Source organism: Acinetobacter sp. 1207_04 (genome assembly GCF_052850415.1).
Genome location: NZ_VXCQ01000001.1, coordinates 290,394 through 308,101, shown reverse-complemented (window position 1 = coordinate 308,101; position 17,708 = coordinate 290,394). Strand labels below are relative to the sequence as shown.

The window sequence follows — 17,708 nt, the reverse complement described above, 5'->3', positions numbered from 1 at the left end:
CTAAAGTGAGCATTTTATTTGTATTTTTAAGCGCGCTAAAACTTAAGCTTCAACCCATTTTCCATCTTGGTAAACCAAAGACCATTTGGTTTGTTTTCCTTCAGGCGTTTCAGAACCAATATATTGCACTTGGTTTTTACGACTGAATTTTACCAAAGTTGGGTTTCCTTCAGGATCTTGATCGGGTGCTTGCAAAATAAATTGGTATTTTGGATCAAGCTGATCAGCAACGGTACGTAGCTCTGCAACCTTCGGTGCACGAGTTTCACGAACTTTCGGGAACTTACTTGCAGCTAAGAATAAACCTGCTGCACCATCACGTAAAACAAAGAAGTCATCGTGCTTAGTTGAACGTAAATGTTCCATTTTGATCGGATCTACACGAGGTGGTGCAGGCTGACCACTTTTTAAAACTTTACGCGTATTATCACAACTCATACAGGCAAAATAAGGACCGAAACGCCCAGTTTTCAACTGCATTTCGCCATCACACTTATCGCATGGAATAGTTGGACCATCATAGCCTTTGATCTTGAACTCACCTTCTTCAAGCTCATAACCATCACAATCTGGATTATTCCCACAAATATGTAATTTACGTCCACCATCAATCACATAACTGTCCATTGCTGTTTCACAGATTGGACAACGTTTTTTCGACATCAAATCTGCAGTTTCAGCAGAGTCATCATCAGATAAAATTGCAAGTGACTCTACAGGTGTCAGGTTCAACGTTCCTTTACAACGCTCTTTCGGTGGTAAGTTATAACCTGAACATCCTAAGAATACGCCTGTTGTACCTGTACGAATCTGCATTGGGCGTTCGCATTCTTTACAATGCACAGCTTCAACTTCGACAGGTAAATTACGGCGCATGCCATTTTCACCCTGAGCTTTGGTTAAACGCTGTTTAAAATCGCCATAGAAGCTATTGAGTAGTTCTTTCCAATTACGTTCACCATCGGCAACTTTATCGAGTTGAGCTTCCAAATCTGCGGTAAATGCATAATTCATCAGATTATTAAAGTTTTCATCTAGACGATCTGTAACAATCTCGCCCATCTTCTCTGCATAAAGGCGACGGTTATCAAGCTTCACATAACCACGGTCTTGAATAGTCGAAATAATCGCAGCATAAGTCGATGGACGACCAATGCCTTTTTTCTCTAACTCTTTGACCAACGATGCTTCAGTAAAACGTGCAGGCGGTTTAGTAAAGTGCTGTGAAGGGTCAAGTTTTTCAAGACTTAAAACTTCACCAACTTTTACAGCAGGCAATAATACATCATCATCAGATTTGTTTTGACCACGAACACGGGTAAAACCATCAAAAACTAAAGTACGACCTTTGGCTTTGAGTTCAATGCCATTAGCATCTACCAGAATAGTCGATGACAAATACTCAGCAGGTGTCATCTGACATGCCACAAACTGACGCCAAATCAGATCATATAAACGCTGTGCATCACGTTCCACACCTACTAAGCTGTCACCTTTTAAAGTCACATCAGATGGACGAATCGCTTCATGGGCTTCTTGCGCACCTGCTTTATTACCATAACGATTTGGCTTTACAGGAACATACTTTTGACCAAATTCAGTTTCAATATGTGTACGTACCATATTGACTGCATCATCACTTAAGAACGTTGAGTCAGTACGCATATAGGTAATAAAACCAGCTTCGTACAAGCGCTGTGCCAACATCATAGTTTTCTTCACTGAGAAGCCCAGACGGGTACTGGCTGCCTGTTGCAAAGTCGATGTGATATACGGCGAACTTGGATTAACCTTGGTTGGTTTATCTTCACGTACAGCGACTTTATATTCCGCATCATTTAAAATTTTTAATAAAGCATCTGTTTGCGCTTTATTTTGCAATTTTAAAGTTTTACCACCTTGTTTGACGGCTTCTAAACGAATGTGATCTTTTTTAGATTTCGTATCAGCAAAAACTTGCCAATATTCTTCAGGAATAAAAGCACGAATCTCACGTTCACGCTCAACAACAAGTTTAGTGGCAACAGATTGAACACGACCTGCCGATAAACCACGGGCAATTTTTTCCCAAAGTAATGGTGAAATCATAAAGCCCACAACACGGTCTAAGAAACGACGTGCTTGTTGTGCATTAACTTTATCAATATCAAGGCGAGAAGGTTGTTTGAAGGCTTCTTGAATCGCATTTTTAGTGATTTCGTTGAAGACTACACGTTGATAACGTGACTCATCACCACCAATCACTTCTTTTAAATGCCAAGCAATCGCTTCCCCTTCCCTATCCATATCCGTTGCGAGATAAACTTCGTCAACTTGTGAAGCAAGCTTTTTCAGTTCCGCAACGACATGTTCTTTACCTGGCAATACTTCGTACTTGGCTTTCCAATCATGTTCTGGATCAACGCCCATACGATTAACGAGGGCATTTTGAGCTTTTTCAGCTTTCTGTTCATCCGTCAATTTGGTGCGTGTTACTGGTTTTTTTTCAGTCGACTTACTTGAACCACCAGTAGGTAAATCACGAACATGACCAACCGATGATTTCACAATGTAATTTGAGCCAAGATATTTATTAATGGTTTTCGCTTTTGCAGGCGACTCCACAATCACTAGGGCACGTTTTTTTCCAGCATCAGGAGAGTCTGCTGTAGTGCTTTTGCTTGTTGTAGAGCGAGGAGCTTTCGCCATGTGAACTGTTAATCCTATTTTTAAAGTTAAATTTCAGCCAAATGCAGTAGATATGCTTTCATATCTTCTAGCTGGGATGCTTTTAGGTCTGATTCTTCATCCCAATAAATGCCCACATAGTTAGCCTGCATATCAATAGCATAAATCCCTTTTAATGCAATGGGAAAATCATTAAATTTCTCATCACCCTGAATCAGTTTCAGTTTTTGATCTTCGACTTTGGCACGCATTAAAGGTAAGCGAGTATCAGGCATTATTACACTATAATATGCGACCATGCTCGCACGGTTTTCTGTTGCCATTGGTACACCCGTCCAATCAGGTGCAACAATTAACCGAGGATTTAAACCCATTTTACGGGCTTTTTCCCGCATCATTCCCAATGCTTTTTCTCTTGGGCTGACACGTAGTCCAAAAATTGATCCCAATAAAAAAACACCAATAAAAATCGCAACCCAAAGACCTGTGTGTTCCATAACTCACCTTTTCATTCTCCTATTAGATTTGCATAAGCAATAGGTCAAAGGCAAGTTTTAAATGTTTCACAATCTCATTGGTAGATTAAAATACAACAATAATTATTTATAGGACATTCATATAATTATGATTTTTGAAATTAGGTAATAAATTCTGAATATTACCCGTTACTTTTGGTCAATAAAAAGGATTACCCATATTCATCAAAAAATAATGACTTTAAACACTAAGTCATGGTCTTAATTCAAGTACATCTCATGGCTATAAACCACCTCATAACCATTCCAATAAATATACCCTTTTTCAATCAGCTCTTTCAGTAAAAGTCGAATGTCAGATTGTGGGAACATCTCTTCAAGCATGTCACGTAAAGCATAAATATCTTTAGGTTTATCTGTTTTTAGATCATGCAACTTACGAATCACTTCCATTTGCATGGGATCAATTTGTGTAAAATTTTTAAATAAAGGGCGCTGCACACCATGAACATCTTCACTTAAAGCATCATCCATGCGAACCAATTGATGCGTATCAGATTGTAAATTCTCCAGAATCGTATCAATTTTTTCCAATTTTGACTGCTCAATTTCTTTATTGAGATCAAGATCGACCCATTGTTTCAAAACCTTTTTCCGCACAGATACTTTCTGTTCTTCACGGCGAATAATATTTAGGTTAATAAGTATTCCCACTAAATTTTGAGCTTTTTCTGGGACAATTTTTAAAATATTACTCACTGAATTACGTAAACTTTCTACTGTATTAGGCTGACCTGTCATTTGCCCCAAAGCATCACAATATTTTTTAACCAAGCTCAATTGTGGCTTTTGTCTAATCGTTTCAATATCGGGTAAAGATACTTTTTTCTTACTAGATAATTTGACTGGTTCACGTTCAATTTGAATCAAACTACAATCTAAATTGGAAGAAGCCATCATCTTGACCAACAAAGTGCTTTCAGGCATGGCTGATATAACTTCTGTATGGGTTTCAGGCTCAAGCAACGCCATTAACTGTCCAACAATCATGGCATATTCAAATTCTTTTTCACGTGCAGGTGGTGTCTCTAAAATGACAATCTGCCCACTGCTGATCCATGTTGAAAGCTCAGTCATATCTTCAAGTGCAAACTCAAACTGACCTGTACAATTAAAAAAGTAAATGACAGGATAGTGCTCAACAATATCGCTTAACATTTTTGCTGTCGGCATATTATTTTCAAGGTCAAGCAAAACAACTTTTTTTAACATGGGAGAGTATAATTGTGTAGAACAGAAAAGAGATATTACACAAACCTTTATGAAAAAGGTCAAATAAAATAGATAAATAAATAGATTTTATGGTAAAAATCACTCAATAAAAACATCAAAAAACTCCATAAATTATAAGTAAAATTATGGAGTTAATGTTGTTTTTTTAATCTAAAAATAATAATTAATGGACTTCAAATTCTGCATCTGCAGGGTCAAATCGCCAAGTTCGAACAATACGTAGTTCTGAAATATCTTTCATTTTGGCATCAAAACGACCAAAAGGCGCACCCTTTCGAACAGAGTTTTTCGCAGCTTCATCCAAAACACTATGTCCTGAACTATCAATCAAACGGATGGCACGAATCCCACCTTCCCGATTCAAAATTACCATTAAACGCACTTCGCCCGATAAGCGTTGTTGTTTAGCCAAATCAGGATAATATTGATTGCCGTACGCTTCTACTTTTTCACGAAATTTATCGAGATAGCCTGCCGAAGCATCCTGTTTTGCTTGAATACCATCAAGCGTTTTAATTTGTTGCAAGCGACTAAAATTTTGCTGTTTCTGCATATATTGGGCTTCTAGACTCGCCACCATAGCAGCTTTTGCCTGAAACTGACTTTGCATTTCATCTAAGGCTTTTTTACGTTCACTCTCTTCGGTTTGCTTCTGCCAACTCAACACTGTCATCAGCACTTTTTCTTCAAATTTGAGTTCACGTTTTTGTTGAATTTGTTCAAGCGCTTGTAATTGCTGATCGCCTGCACTGATATCTTCAGACTGTGCTGGCATTTCGCTGGTCATTCTATGCGCTTCGCGAAATATTCCTGAACCTTGCTGATCTTCTTGTGCCAAAAAATCTGCATTTTTTATTTTTTCACTACTTGGTCGCAATGTCACAGCAATATCTTTACTCTGTGTGTCTGATTCTGTAGGCATACCAAACTGTATTGCTAAAACTCCACCGTGCACAAGAATAGCTGTTAAAACAGCGCCTAAAAATAAGCGATCGTGCCACCACGTTGAAACAGGCTTTGGGAAATGAACTATCGTTTTTATCATGATTTTAAACCGATCAAACACCTGATCTTGAAAACAAAAAGAGTATAAAACAGTACGAACCTACAGTGGTTTTAAACAGTTATCACAATTATGCTAAAGCGTGATGATGATAAAAATTTCCGACCTGTTATTTTAAATCAAGAAAAATGGTGCATGGAATTTTGCTAAACTGCAATCACTAGACTTGAAAATTTTTAAAAAATCGACAAGATAACAGCCCTATAAAATGTCGTTCACTTAGGAAAACATCTATGCCGACGTTGCTTACCAACATTGCGAATCGCATTCGTCAAGTATATCAAAAGGCGGAAGGATTCATAGAAGAAGAACGAGAGTTTCCTGTTTCTCAAGTTTTTCTGAACGCGACATTTAAGCGTTTTGTCACCGATAATGTCAAAATTCTTGAAGATTTACACGCCGATTTACATGATGATTGGTTACGCCTATATGCGACAATCAACGTCAAAGGTATGCATTTGGTTTTAGGTGTAAACCTCAAATTGGTTCAGATGGAATTTAACAAAGATATGCAGCTAATCGTCTTTGAACAAATCAGCAATACTGAAATTATTGAAGCACGCTATCCAAGTATTTGGATGAAAATGGCGGTAAAATGCGCAGTATTTTTCTATCATAATTTTTTACATAGCGACCCTTTAGGTCCAATTTTACAAAAATTTAATGTCATTGAAGTCAAAGATGATTTACTGCATTTGGACTTAAATCGTTGGCTCGGAAAAAATCGTTCAATCATGCAAACACTAAACAAGGTTCATGTGAACCATGCTGAACTTAGAGAAACCGAACTTGTTGTTGTAGGCAATGTCAATTTAGCTGCGGTCTTTAGCAAACTTGCGGTCAATCGTATGTCTTCTACTTTTGAAGATGATGAGGATCTACCTGAAGAAACAGTCACTCCGATCCGACAGAAAGAAAATACTTAACCTATGCATACGGAACACAAGTTAAATTCAAAAGATACACAACTCTACATTTTTGCGCTAAAAACTGATTTCTTCTCCTTAATTGAGTCGCATAATAGCGAGAATGAACCATCGCAATTGAATTTGCACAGGATTATTTCAAATGACACAATATCTATTTAAAACACCCGTCTTTAAAAAATTAGGTCTTGCTACAGGAACAACTGCTGTCCTGCTACTGTCAGCTTTTTCAGGACAAGCCTATGCAATGAGTCCATTTCAGGCAACTTATCAATTTGCCTACAACGGTAAAAATGTCGGAACAGCAACCCGTACATTAAGCCAAAGTGGTAACAACTGGAATTATGTCTTTGCAGCCAAAGCAGCAGGACTTGCATCAGCAACAGAAACGAGCAATTTTACGTTCAACAATGGTCAAATCATTTCAAATAACTTCACTCGAACAAGTAAAGTTTTAGTCCACAATGATACGATGAGCATCAAATTTAACCCTGCTGCTAAAGTCATTAACACCAATAAAAGCAATAAAGCACGCTCATTTGCTTGGAAAGTAGGTGCATTGGATGAACTAAATGCTGAACTCCAATTACGTGAAGATTTAAAAAACAATGGATTAAAAGCAACTTATCTGATTGCAGGTGCAAAAAGTCTTGAAGCACGTCGCTTTGTGAAACAAGGCAATGAAACAGTTAAAACGCCTTATGGGACATATAACACTCTTAAAGTTGTCTTAACACATGATAATGGCTCAAAAAGTTCAACCTTCTGGCTTGCACCCAATTTGGACTATTTACCCGTTAAAATGGCGCATCAAGATGAGAAAACATCATTTAGCTTGTTGTTGACTGGTTACAAAAAATAAGTAACTTTTCAATATTTAATCATTTTCAGCTTGCTTTTTTTTTAGTGCTTTCTAAAATATGCGTTTGCTATAAATAGCACCTTGCTCTTAGAGGAATCTCCCGTGCACGCTCTGGAACAGAAAATCCTGGCTGAAGGTATTGTCTTATCTGACGAAGTACTAAAAGTCGACTCATTCTTAAATCACCAAATTGATCCTGTGATGATGCAGCAAATTGGACAGGAATTTGCTCGTCTATTTAAAGATTCAGGTATTACTAAAATTATTACCATTGAGGCTTCAGGTATTGCTCCTGCAGTCATGGCAGGTCTTGAACTTGGTGTTCCTGTTATTTTTGCACGTAAATATCAATCTTTAACCCTTAAAGATGATTTGTATCGTTCAAAAGTATTTTCTTTTACCAAACAAATTGAAAGCACCATTGCGATTTCAAAGAAACACATCAATGAAAATGACAAAGCTCTTGTGATTGATGACTTTCTTGCCAATGGTCAAGCTGCATTAGGTCTTGCTGATCTTATTCATCAAGCCAATGCTGAAGTCGTAGGTATTGGTATCGTAATTGAAAAATCATTCCAACCAGGTCGTGAACTTCTACTCGATAAAGGTTACCGTGTAGAGTCTTTGGCTCGTGTAGAGTCTTTGGCAAATGGTACAGTAACTTTTGTTCAAGAATAAAAGCTAAACAAATTATTGTCGAAAAGCGCTACGATAAATCACTCGTGGCGCTTTTTTATGCCTGACCTTTATCTCAAATAAAAAGATCATTTTCATCATTCATTTCAGTGCATCGTTCTACTATATTGGTTTACATATAAAAATTAGACACGGATGTACAATGCAATCACTGACGCAAAATTTAATTGATCTACTCAATGTAAAACAAATCGATCAATATCTCTTTCAAGGACAATGTACTCAACTGTTTGGCTCGCATTTATTTGGTGGACAAATTCTCGGGCAATCGCTGATTGCAGCCTCTAAAACCACAGATCGCCCTGCACATTCACTTCATGCTTATTTTATTCGTAGTGGTCGAACTGATGCGCCAATTTTATTTAAAGTTAAAAATCTCAGAGATGGACGAAGCCTTGCCACACGACAAGTACATGCGATACAAGATGGTGAAGTTATTTTTTCTGCAATGATTTCATTTGCTAAACCTGAAGAAGGTTTGAATTATCAACTACCTGAGCCTGAGTACCCTGCACCAGAAACACTCATGTCAGAGCAAGAATATAAACAAATGATTTTTGATGATATTCCTGAATATATGCGTAAAACAATTATGCGACAGTTTAACCTACGCATGCATCCAATCAATCCGCTCAATCCATTTCGCCCAAAAAAAGCCGAAGCAAAGTATGCCGAATATATGCAAACCTTTGATCCTATTCCACCCGAACATGATCAAGTCATGATCCATCAAGCGATTATTGCGTATTATTCAGATTACAACTTACTGACGACATCGTTACGACCACATAGCGTAAGCTATGCCAATGGCAGTGTCCGCAGCGCAAGTCTTGATCATAGTCTGCATTTTCATCACAAATTCAAAGCCGATGAATGGTTACTTTATGACATGGACGCTACACGCACGAGTCAATCACGTGGAATTAATTTCGGACGTCTATGGCAAAATGGGCAACTTGTCTGTAGCGTCACGCAAGAAAGCCTCATGCGAGTACCACAATAATGGATACTTATCACACCAATCTATTGACATAAAATATCAAAATTTCAGTCATTGTTGATTTACAATTCAAAGCTATACTAAACAGGTATATCTGCTTTACATCGCTTACCGACAATACATGTAAAATAGATATTCGTAACAGACAGAAACGTATCGATTCACCATAACTCGATAAAGACAAATGGACTTTGCCGAGCGAGTAAAAATCAATGACTGATGTACAAGCTTTAAGTTGCCCAAAATGTGGCTCAACTGAAATTGCCAAACGTAATCATGAACAATTACTGCAAAAAACTGGCGGTGTTTTATTATCTGCTGCAGGCACAACCGCAGGAACAGTCGGTGGTGCAGCATCTGGTGCAACCATAGGTGCTGCTATTGGTGCTGTTGCTGCAGGACCACTCGGTGTCATCATGGGTGGAACTATTGGTACACTTGTTGGCGCAGTCGGCATTGGCATTACAGGTGGTTTTTTAGGACATCGTTTTGGTAAAAAAGCAGGTGAAATTGTTGATCAAAATATTTACCTTGATTATCAATGTTTAAAATGCAAGCATCGTTTTAAAGCACCCGATTCTGAACAAATAACTCAAATCAATCACAAAGATCAATAATTTTGCTTTGTTGTAAAGTTTTATTGTGAGCATTAAAAAGTCAGCATATTTAAGCTGACTTTTTATGCAAAAATGAATCAATCAAGATGATTGTAATTTTTTAACCACTTCACCTAAGCGTTTACCTTGTACTTCACACAAAATTTTCTCATCTTGGCTGAGGCTTTGATCATGGCGTGGACCACTGACATGCGTTGCACCATAAGGTGTTCCACCCGTTTTGGTATTAGATAGAGCAGGGGTTGCATTGCTTAACCCCATAATCATCATGCCATGATGAAACAAGGGCGGAAGCATGGTGAGTAATGTACTTTCCTGCCCACCATGCATTGAACCTGATGATGTAAATACGCAAGCAGGCTTATTGTGCAACGCACCATTCAGCCATAGGCTTGTTGTTTGATCCCAAAAATATTTCATTTCCGATGCCATATTACCAAAGCGTGTTGGCGAACCAAGTGCCAAGCCTGAACAGTTTTGTAAATCATCTAAAGAACAATAAATATCACCTTCTTCAGGAATACTCGCTTCAGCTTGCTGAACCACAGTGGATAAATTGGGTACTGTACGTATTTTTACTGCCACGCCTGCAGACTCAATACCATTGGCAATCAGGTGTGCCATTTCTCTGGTTGAGCCATATTTGCTGTAATATAAAACCAATACGTACGCTTGCATCTTTGACTCAAATTTATAGAAAAAGAAAACTATACGATATTTTCACCATTTTTTGGTTAAGCTAGTAATGTAAATTGTAAGAATGATGAATAAAAACAGAGACCCAAGCTTTATGATGAATTTGTTAAAGAAACTACCCTTTTACGACAAGACTTGGTTTCAATTTATTTTTTTTGTTTTAAAACGTTTTGAAGCTGACCGTTGCCGAGAGCAAGCAGGCTCACTTACCTATACAACCCTATTTGCCGTTGTACCGATGTTGACGGTTTTTTTAGTGATTATTTCATCCATTAAAGCACTTGAACCCGCCCGTCAACAATTACAACAAATGATTTATAGCAACTTTCTACCTAAAACGAGTATTGCATTCGATAAGGCATTTAATGTCTTCACAGAAAATTCGAGCAATTTGACTGTAATTGGTGTGCTATTTTTATTTATTACCACAGTGATGATGCTCACAAGTATTGAAACCGTGTTTAATCGTATTTGGCGCGTCACTGATACCCGTAGTGGAATAGTAGGTTTCATGCGTTATTGGACGATTATTTCTCTCGGTCCAATTCTACTCGGTAGTGCTTTTGCAATTTCATCAACGCTTGCCTCTATGAGCATTTTAAGCAACAGCTTTGGCGGTTATCAACTCGATGGCGCATTTTTATTGAAAATGCTGTCTTTCGGTCTGACCATTCTTGGCTTTTTCATTCTGTATTGGACTATTCCCAATCGTACTGTACCCATTCGGGCAGCGATGATTGCGGGATTATTTGGTGCTGTTGTGTTTGAGTTACTGAAACACCTATTTGGTTTCGTCATGACCAATTTTACAAGCTATACCATTGTGTATGGCGCATTTGCGGCTATTCCTATTTTCTTATTATGGATTTTTTTATCATGGAATATCGTACTGCTTGGTGTAGAAATCAGTTATGCTCTGACTGCATTTCACGCCCATCAAACTCAAAATCGCCATCCTATTCTCATGCTACTCGATTTATTACAACTGTTTTATAACAAACAGAAGCATGGTCAAGTGGTTACAGATGCCGAAGCCTTAGACATTATTGGACGTAGCGAGATTGGGCATTGGCCTAGTTATGTATCCATGCTTGAAAAGCAAAAGTTAATTAGACGTACAGATAATAATGAATATGTCTTGGCACGCAATTTAGATACGATTGATTTTTGGACATTTTATAAAGCATTACCCTACCCATTACCACGGCGTAGTGAAATTGGTGGCATTCCAGCAAATCATCATTGGATGCAACGTATTGCCCCTGCACTCATCGAATCTGATGAATATCTAGCGGCTAAACTTTCTATTCCGCTTTCGACCATTTTAGATGAAAAATAATGATCAAAAATATTAAACAAAAAGACCTCAAATGAGGTCTTTTTGCTTTTATACATAAAATCTGCCGAATGATTTGATTAACTTATTGCTCTTGAATTACTGAACCAACCTCGAATACTAACGACCATAATTCCACACATCACCAATATTGTTCCGACAATAAAATTCAATTCAATTTTTTCATCCAAGAACCATACTCCAAATAACATGCCAAAAATTGGAGTTAAAAATGAAAATACACCGATTTTTGAAGCAAGATAATGTCTAAGTAACCAAAACCAAAGTAATAAACAGAAAAACGATACAACCAAAGTTTGGAAAGCCAAAGTCGACAATGTGAGCCATGTCCAATTGATCTCCGATTGCCCTGTAAAATATGCCAATGGAAACATGACCACAAATGCTCCAATCAATTGATAGAACATAGTATGAGTCGGATGTGCTTCGCCCAATTTACTCATACGCAGTGAAATGGTCGTCAATGCCCAAAATAGCCCTGCCATCAATGCCAAAAAATCACCATAAAGCACTTGCATCAAGTTTTGTGACTGTGTCGCATCTCTCCCCACAAAAGTCACAATGATGCCGATAAAAGCAAGTAAAATTCCACCCCACTGAAATTTGGATAATCGTTCAGATGGAAATTTAAAATGCAGCCCTAATGCAGTAAAAATTGGTGAGGTATACAAGAACATAACCGTATGTGAAGCAGAGGTATAACGTAGCGCTTCAGCGACTAAAACAAACTCAGCAGTAAATAAAAGTGCAACCAAAATTCCAGGACGTAAATATTCTTTTGACAATAAACCAACCCCTTCGGGTAAACGAATCAATGGAAAGACCAAAATTGCTGCCAAACCCGAACGTAATGCCAATTGCATCATCGGTGAAATATCTGTCGCAGCCAATTTTAAGACCACTTGCTGTAAACCCAAAATAATGCACAGTATGAGCATGAGTATAGAGGCTTTCGAATCGAGATCCTGACGTTGATCCACAAGGCATTCTCAAAAGATAAACAATGCATTACTATAAAACTGTCAATTTTGAAATATATATTTCATTTCAGACAAAAGATCATCTCTTTCAGGCAATTTCACACTTATGGTCAAAAAGTCATTTTCAAAACATTCGACTGAGCAACTGTTAAAACTCGAAACCAATGATGAAATAGTTGCACCCTTATGGATTGATTTTAGGGATGATCCTGCACAGTCTGTTTACCCAGTTCATGGTCATGCTTGGGGGGAATTTATCTATGCATTTAATGGTGTTATGCAGGTCACTATTGATCAAATTAACTATATTACTCCACCACCTCATGGACTATGGTTACCGCCACACATACAACATAGCGGGCTCAATCGGACTTCTGTGTCACATGGAACGTTATATATCCATGAAAGCCTGTGTCATGCACTTCCAAGCCAAGCCGGTATTATGTTGTCCTCAGCATTAGTGTCAGCGATTTTTCTGCATTTAAAGCAACATCGCCTGCCCGATACTCATCCTGAACACATCCGACTTTTACACGTTCTACATGATCAACTTCAACATGCGGAACTGATTGGAAATTATTTACCGCATACAGAACATGTGGGGCTTAAAAAAATTTTAGATTATTTGCATCAGCATCCTGCCGATCAAAGTAATTTGGCTGTCTTATCTCAGAAAATGAATATGACTGAACGCACGTTGGCACGCTTGTGCCAAAAAGAATTAAACATGTCTTTACATGAATGGCGACAGCGTTTAAAAGTGACTCAAGCTATGTCAATGCTCAATCGAGGGCAAAGTGTCGAGCATATTGCCTATGATTTGGGTTATGCCAATGCTTCTGCATTCATTAATATGTTTAAGCGTTGGATGAATATCACGCCTGATCAGTTTCGTAAACAGTGTCAAAGCTGATGATGATTCACATATAAGTTCAAGAAAACACTTATAAAAAATGGATTGAAATTTACATTCCAATCCATTAATTCTAATAACTTACCATTTATTTAAAAAATTTAAAGCCTTTATTTTACAAAGGTTTTCCATACAAAATCTTGTGTTTGACCATGTAAAGTCATGGTCAATTGATCACCTGATGCAAGTGCTGCAACACCCGCAGGCGTACCCGTCATCACCACATCACCCTCTTCAAGGCTGAACGCTTGGCTAATGTCACAGAGCAAATATGCGATACTAAAAAGGAGCAATGCCGTATCGCCCTTTTGACGCACCTGATCATTGACCTGAAAATCAAATGTCACTGCATTCCACGCCTTGACTTCACTGACTTCGACCCAATCTGCCAATACACACGCACCATCAAATGCTTTGGAACGTTCCCATGGATGACCTTTTTTCTTCAAGCTATCTTGTAAATCTCGTAAAGTAAGGTCAAGTCCAAGTGTCACAGCACCAATCGCTTCTAAAGCTTTTTGTGGATCCGTTTCATTTTTTAAAGGCTGATCAAGGCGTAGAGTCAATTCACATTCATGATGTAAATTACCTAAGTTTTTATTCCAAGTAATCCCATCTTCAAGTGAAATGAGGCTACTCGGTGGTTTAATAAATAACACAGGGCTGTCTGGAATCGCATTGCCTAATTCCTGAGCATGCTCGGCATAACTTCGACCAACACAGACAATTTTTGATGGACGTGTATTCATCTTATTCCCTTCTATAGAATGCGATAATTCAAACAAAGCGATAATATAAATCTATTTTTTAAAGGTATTTTCAAAAGCAGTTTGATCTGCCGCTTGTGCAAATGCTCGCTTCGGTACAATCACCACAGTACGATTTTTTAGCTCAATCATATAGGTCATTTTACCCACTAAGAAAGACTGAACTTCGGCATAATTAAACTTTTGCTTCGGACGACCACTCGTAAACAATTCAAAGTAATCTTGAAATAATTCAATACCCTGTTCACTCTTTCCAAATTGGTACTTAATAAATTGACGCTTAAACATCATTGGTAAAAACCAATAACGCATAAAAACTTGTAACAATAGGAAAAAACCTCCGAGCATCACATAGTATTTACCAATCCCTGAAAAACCAAGATAAAGCCCCCAAGCGATAATTCCTACACTCACCAAAGGTGTCAAAAAACGACTGAGTTGTTTTTTCCCAAAAGTCGCAAGTTTAAAACCATCCTGAGATTCTTCGAGATTCAAGTAATAACGTAGAGAGATTGTCGGCTGAACGTCTGACATAGCTTTTTTCAACACAATAAATATTTTGAATGTCCGAATAGTACACCACATTTGTGTCTTTTCGCTTCACTTTCAGTCATACAGGCACGAATCAATCACATGGCTGTATTTAATCGTACTTTACATATTCATTATAGATTTTTAATTTGAAAAATTAAAAAATCAGCACACAATTAAGGCGCACATAACGATCAAAAATACAGACACAAAGATAATGACACGGATGACACCACAATGCGTATACTCATTTTTACCACATTAAGCTTAATACTGATCAATACGAATTGTTTTGCTCAGCTCGTTAAATGGAACGATCAAATTCCAAGTGCGGTTCAGCCGTTTCAAAATAATCCACAGAACCTTGCAGCCTATGCTCAAGACAGTATTTTTATATTTGCTCACCCAACAACAAAAACGACTGTTCCAACACTTAAAAAGAACCCTCAACCGAATGCAAACTTCACGACTTCAGCGATTGTCGTTTCTGCCAATCCACAAGATGTGGCGAAAACATTATCTAATTTTAATCAATATGTTGGATTATTTCCTACGCTCAAATCTGCCAAAATCATTGAGAGTTCGGGAACAATTCAGCAGGTTAAATATAAGGTTTCTATTCCCACGCCTATTCCTGTGCTGAATTTCAATGAAGATGTCACCATGCAACACCAAATTGGACAAAACAGTATTTCTACCCTTGTGATTGATGCTCCCATTCCCTATGGGGTCGGCAAATTTGAATGGTTTAATTTGGGTAATAACAAAACCTTAATTACCCTGACACAATGGGGTGACCTAAATCAACCTCAAGGTTTTCTATTTAAAAGCATTTTAAATGCTTTACCTGAAGCTAAACTTGGTATTCCAAGTGGAACCAATGCCTTTATTATGGAGTCACTAAAAAATCGTTTTAATGCGAAAAAAGTTACCGCATTAAACCCTGGTCAATTTCCCACTCTAACTTTTTCAGTAGCACAACTGCAAAAAATTAGCGAACTCAGTCAAGCATCTAGACAACCTGTGAGTATTGTTCATTCACAAACAACTGTGCCCTATCAACATGGCCGTGAAGATATGCGATTTACTACAACCTATCAGTATTACAACCAAACACCTCAGCAACTACAAAAATGGACTGTGCCTAGTGCTTATAAAGCTTTATTTCCTCGACAAATTAAAGACATCAAAGCAAGTACTGTAAGCCCTCAAGGACAAGATGCGGAATTTAAAGTCAGTGTGGGTTTGGGTGTAATCAGTATTCCTTTTAATTTCAAAATGCACTTCACGTATCCCAAATCCACTGAAAACAATTTCTCAGCTAATGGTGGAGATTTACGCTATTTAAAAGGCATGACGCAATTTAATCCCAATGGAAATGGTACTTTACTTAAAATGACCACAGCGATGAAAGTTGATGAAAAAGCGTCTTTTTTACTTCGAGCGTCACGTAGTCTGCCCTACCATGAAATGCTTCCTGCTATTGGCGGAAATGCGGTGTTTGTACAAAAAATTAGAAATTCAGAATCTTAATACTGCAGACATGACAACTGATTTTTTAATTGAATATTTTCATTTTTTATCTTTAAAGCAACTAAAAACATTATGTTTATTTTTCATCAAATTTTAGGCACAAAAAAACCGCAACTAAGCGGTTTTTTTCATTACATCATCAAGTTGGTGCGCTCAGAGAGATTCGAACTCCCGACCCCTTAGTTCGTAGCCAAGTGCTCTATCCAGCTGAGCTATGAGCGCGACGTCTTGATAGGGTGCATTATACGCCTTTTAATTTTCTTGAAAAGCCTTTTTGTATTTATCAAAGTTCAACTGCATAGTTATTGGACAATTCACGTAGTACCATGCTAAAAAATATACTCCTATTATTTTTATCACCTTATTTCAAACCATAATAATTTAAGTTACAACTCATCAATCAACAAAATCTCTAATTGTTCCATACAGTTTGCACAAAAAATTACGATTTCATTTTCTAAACTTTGAATTTTTAATTCATAAACAAAACCCGTCATTGTACGGTTACAGCCATCGCAATGTTGCAAATTAAAATGACAAACAAAATTTGCATGGAAATAGGTATAGTAACCGTCTGTATAGATTTTCATATTCTTTTCAATACATCTGTTATTGTATTTATTTTAATAGTTTTAACTTATAAATAATTGATAGATTTCAGGCTTTACGACAATAACTGACGCACAAAGAATGAACCAAAAATTAATTTTCTAAATCGAACAATTAAAATCATCGTTATAAAACTATGACCCTTAAAAATCTAAAAATAACTACTTAATTTATATAAAAATATAATCACTACCCTTTTCTTCACTTTTTAAGCTTCTCACAAAAAATACCGATATAAAAGATGATCCATTCCAATAAAGCTTGATTGATAGAGTTGTTGCTTCATTATTTTTAGCTCTATTTTCTTATCTTTAACAAAGCTACAAACACAAAAAAACCACAACAAGTGTGGTTTAATTACCATCCGAAGATGTTTAAGTTGGTGCGCTCAGAGAGATTCGAACTCCCGACCCCTTAGTTCGTAGCCAAGTGCTCTATCCAGCTGAGCTATGAGCGCAATACTTATGTGTCGTAAACGACATCGTTACTTTTAGAATACTTAAATTGGTGCGCTCAGAGAGATTCGAACTCCCGACCCCTTAGTTCGTAGCCAAGTGCTCTATCCAGCTGAGCTATGAGCGCATCGTAAGTATTCGTTGGCGGTGAGAGAGGGATTCGAACCCTCGATACAGTTACCCGTATGCATCCTTAGCAGGGATGTGGTTTCAGCCACTCACCCATCTCACCGTAACGAGGCGCCATAATACAAATTAAAATAAGAT

The 17,708-nt window shown here is 37.6% G+C and carries 17 protein-coding genes and 4 tRNA genes; 8 read left to right on the top strand and 13 right to left on the bottom strand.

Annotation, left to right across the window (positions count from 1 at the left end):
* Positions 1–42 precede the first annotated feature (42 nt).
* The 4 genes from topA to FW754_RS01415 all read right to left on the bottom strand — a co-directional run bounded on the left by topA (position 43) and on the right by FW754_RS01415 (position 5,481).
* Positions 43–2,688 (bottom strand): type I DNA topoisomerase, encoded by a 2,646-nt coding sequence (gene topA / locus FW754_RS01430; protein ID WP_419346315.1) that lies wholly within the window; start codon positions 2,686–2,688, stop codon positions 43–45.
* 26 nt (positions 2,689–2,714) lie between these two features.
* Positions 2,715–3,164 carry an ammonium transporter gene (locus tag FW754_RS01425; protein ID WP_409510776.1) on the bottom strand — a complete coding sequence of 150 codons (450 nt, stop codon included), beginning with the start codon at positions 3,162–3,164 and terminating at the stop codon, positions 2,715–2,717.
* A gap of 240 nt (positions 3,165–3,404) precedes the next feature.
* Entirely contained in the window at positions 3,405–4,415 is a 1,011-nt protein-coding gene (locus tag FW754_RS01420) for a hypothetical protein (protein ID WP_409510775.1), read from the bottom strand.
* A 184-nt stretch (positions 4,416–4,599) separates the two neighbouring features.
* Positions 4,600–5,481: a TonB family protein gene (locus FW754_RS01415; protein ID WP_446323631.1), complete on the bottom strand. Its 882-nt coding sequence runs from the start codon at positions 5,479–5,481 to the stop codon at positions 4,600–4,602.
* A gap of 251 nt (positions 5,482–5,732) precedes the next feature.
* Here FW754_RS01415 and FW754_RS01410 point away from each other — a divergent pair, with 251 nt between their 5' ends.
* From FW754_RS01410 to FW754_RS01390, 5 genes are all read left to right on the top strand, one after another.
* A complete protein-coding gene (locus FW754_RS01410; RefSeq protein WP_446323630.1) occupies positions 5,733–6,425 on the top strand; it encodes a hypothetical protein in 693 nt (230 codons plus the stop codon).
* Between the two features lie 142 nt (positions 6,426–6,567).
* Entirely contained in the window at positions 6,568–7,287 is a 720-nt protein-coding gene (locus tag FW754_RS01405) for a DUF3108 domain-containing protein (protein ID WP_409510772.1), read from the top strand.
* A gap of 102 nt (positions 7,288–7,389) precedes the next feature.
* Positions 7,390–7,965: a xanthine phosphoribosyltransferase gene (locus FW754_RS01400; protein WP_409510771.1), complete on the top strand. Its 576-nt coding sequence runs from the start codon at positions 7,390–7,392 to the stop codon at positions 7,963–7,965.
* Between the two features lie 160 nt (positions 7,966–8,125).
* A complete protein-coding gene (locus FW754_RS01395; protein WP_409510770.1) occupies positions 8,126–8,986 on the top strand; it encodes an acyl-CoA thioesterase in 861 nt (286 codons plus the stop codon).
* Positions 8,987–9,195: 209 nt separating this feature from the next.
* Positions 9,196–9,600, top strand: a complete 405-nt coding sequence (locus tag FW754_RS01390) for a hypothetical protein (RefSeq protein WP_446323629.1) — start codon at positions 9,196–9,198, stop codon at positions 9,598–9,600.
* An 81-nt stretch (positions 9,601–9,681) separates the two neighbouring features.
* On the opposite strand, the gene wrbA is transcribed toward FW754_RS01390, so the two are convergent.
* Positions 9,682–10,278 carry an NAD(P)H:quinone oxidoreductase gene (wrbA, locus tag FW754_RS01385; RefSeq protein ID WP_419346305.1) on the bottom strand — a complete coding sequence of 199 codons (597 nt, stop codon included), beginning with the start codon at positions 10,276–10,278 and terminating at the stop codon, positions 9,682–9,684.
* Positions 10,279–10,390: 112 nt separating this feature from the next.
* Between wrbA and FW754_RS01380 the strand changes: the two genes are divergently transcribed.
* Entirely contained in the window at positions 10,391–11,635 is a 1,245-nt protein-coding gene (locus tag FW754_RS01380; protein WP_446323698.1) for a YihY family inner membrane protein, read from the top strand.
* Positions 11,636–11,712: 77 nt separating this feature from the next.
* On the opposite strand, the gene FW754_RS01375 is transcribed toward FW754_RS01380, so the two are convergent.
* Complete coding sequence (locus FW754_RS01375) at positions 11,713–12,633, bottom strand: DMT family transporter (RefSeq protein WP_446323628.1); 921 nt, start codon at positions 12,631–12,633, stop codon at positions 11,713–11,715.
* A 106-nt stretch (positions 12,634–12,739) separates the two neighbouring features.
* Here FW754_RS01375 and FW754_RS01370 point away from each other — a divergent pair, with 106 nt between their 5' ends.
* On the top strand, positions 12,740–13,546 hold the full coding sequence (locus FW754_RS01370) for an AraC family transcriptional regulator (protein ID WP_409510766.1): 807 nt from the start codon (positions 12,740–12,742) through the stop codon (positions 13,544–13,546).
* A gap of 110 nt (positions 13,547–13,656) precedes the next feature.
* Here the strand turns inward: FW754_RS01370 and FW754_RS01365 are convergent, their stop codons facing one another.
* Together FW754_RS01365 and FW754_RS01360 are read right to left on the bottom strand one after the other, a co-directional pair.
* Entirely contained in the window at positions 13,657–14,295 is a 639-nt protein-coding gene (locus FW754_RS01365) for a fumarylacetoacetate hydrolase family protein (protein ID WP_446323627.1), read from the bottom strand.
* A gap of 51 nt (positions 14,296–14,346) precedes the next feature.
* Positions 14,347–14,847: a YcxB family protein gene (locus FW754_RS01360; RefSeq protein WP_409510764.1), complete on the bottom strand. Its 501-nt coding sequence runs from the start codon at positions 14,845–14,847 to the stop codon at positions 14,347–14,349.
* 234 nt (positions 14,848–15,081) lie between these two features.
* On the opposite strand from FW754_RS01360, the gene FW754_RS01355 reads away from it, so the two are divergent.
* Positions 15,082–16,377: an SRPBCC family protein gene (locus FW754_RS01355; protein WP_446323626.1), complete on the top strand. Its 1,296-nt coding sequence runs from the start codon at positions 15,082–15,084 to the stop codon at positions 16,375–16,377.
* 145 nt (positions 16,378–16,522) lie between these two features.
* Here FW754_RS01355 and FW754_RS01350 read toward each other — a convergent pair.
* The 5 genes from FW754_RS01350 to FW754_RS01330 all read right to left on the bottom strand — a co-directional run bounded on the left by FW754_RS01350 (position 16,523) and on the right by FW754_RS01330 (position 17,673).
* Positions 16,523–16,599, bottom strand: a tRNA-Arg gene (locus FW754_RS01350).
* 164 nt (positions 16,600–16,763) lie between these two features.
* Positions 16,764–16,967, bottom strand: coding sequence for a hypothetical protein (locus FW754_RS01345; protein WP_409510762.1), 204 nt, complete (start codon positions 16,965–16,967; stop codon positions 16,764–16,766).
* Between the two features lie 399 nt (positions 16,968–17,366).
* Positions 17,367–17,443 (bottom strand) — tRNA-Arg (locus FW754_RS01340).
* A 48-nt stretch (positions 17,444–17,491) separates the two neighbouring features.
* Positions 17,492–17,568: transfer RNA gene (locus FW754_RS01335), tRNA-Arg, on the bottom strand.
* A gap of 15 nt (positions 17,569–17,583) precedes the next feature.
* A tRNA-Ser gene (locus FW754_RS01330) sits at positions 17,584–17,673 on the bottom strand.
* Positions 17,674–17,708: the final 35 nt, after the last annotated feature.

What these genes read in the sequence shown, in the direction of transcription:
- topA (WP_419346315.1), bottom strand. Translation starts at nt 2,688, where the DNA reads ATGGCGAAAGCTCCTCGCTCTACAACAAGCAAAAGCACTACAGCAGAC.
- FW754_RS01425 (WP_409510776.1), bottom strand. Translation starts at nt 3,164, where the DNA reads ATGGAACACACAGGTCTTTGGGTTGCGATTTTTATTGGTGTTTTTTTA.
- FW754_RS01420 (WP_409510775.1), bottom strand. Translation starts at nt 4,415, where the DNA reads ATGTTAAAAAAAGTTGTTTTGCTTGACCTTGAAAATAATATGCCGACA.
- FW754_RS01415 (WP_446323631.1), bottom strand. Translation starts at nt 5,481, where the DNA reads ATGATAAAAACGATAGTTCATTTCCCAAAGCCTGTTTCAACGTGGTGG.
- FW754_RS01410 (WP_446323630.1), top strand. Translation starts at nt 5,733, where the DNA reads ATGCCGACGTTGCTTACCAACATTGCGAATCGCATTCGTCAAGTATAT.
- FW754_RS01405 (WP_409510772.1), top strand. Translation starts at nt 6,568, where the DNA reads ATGACACAATATCTATTTAAAACACCCGTCTTTAAAAAATTAGGTCTT.
- FW754_RS01395 (WP_409510770.1), top strand. Translation starts at nt 8,126, where the DNA reads ATGCAATCACTGACGCAAAATTTAATTGATCTACTCAATGTAAAACAA.
- FW754_RS01390 (WP_446323629.1), top strand. Translation starts at nt 9,196, where the DNA reads ATGACTGATGTACAAGCTTTAAGTTGCCCAAAATGTGGCTCAACTGAA.
- wrbA (WP_419346305.1), bottom strand. Translation starts at nt 10,278, where the DNA reads ATGCAAGCGTACGTATTGGTTTTATATTACAGCAAATATGGCTCAACC.
- FW754_RS01380 (WP_446323698.1), top strand. Translation starts at nt 10,391, where the DNA reads ATGATGAATTTGTTAAAGAAACTACCCTTTTACGACAAGACTTGGTTT.
- FW754_RS01370 (WP_409510766.1), top strand. Translation starts at nt 12,740, where the DNA reads ATGGTCAAAAAGTCATTTTCAAAACATTCGACTGAGCAACTGTTAAAA.
- FW754_RS01365 (WP_446323627.1), bottom strand. Translation starts at nt 14,295, where the DNA reads ATGAATACACGTCCATCAAAAATTGTCTGTGTTGGTCGAAGTTATGCC.
- FW754_RS01360 (WP_409510764.1), bottom strand. Translation starts at nt 14,847, where the DNA reads ATGTCAGACGTTCAGCCGACAATCTCTCTACGTTATTACTTGAATCTC.
- FW754_RS01355 (WP_446323626.1), top strand. Translation starts at nt 15,082, where the DNA reads ATGCGTATACTCATTTTTACCACATTAAGCTTAATACTGATCAATACG.
- FW754_RS01345 (WP_409510762.1), bottom strand. Translation starts at nt 16,967, where the DNA reads ATGAAAATCTATACAGACGGTTACTATACCTATTTCCATGCAAATTTT.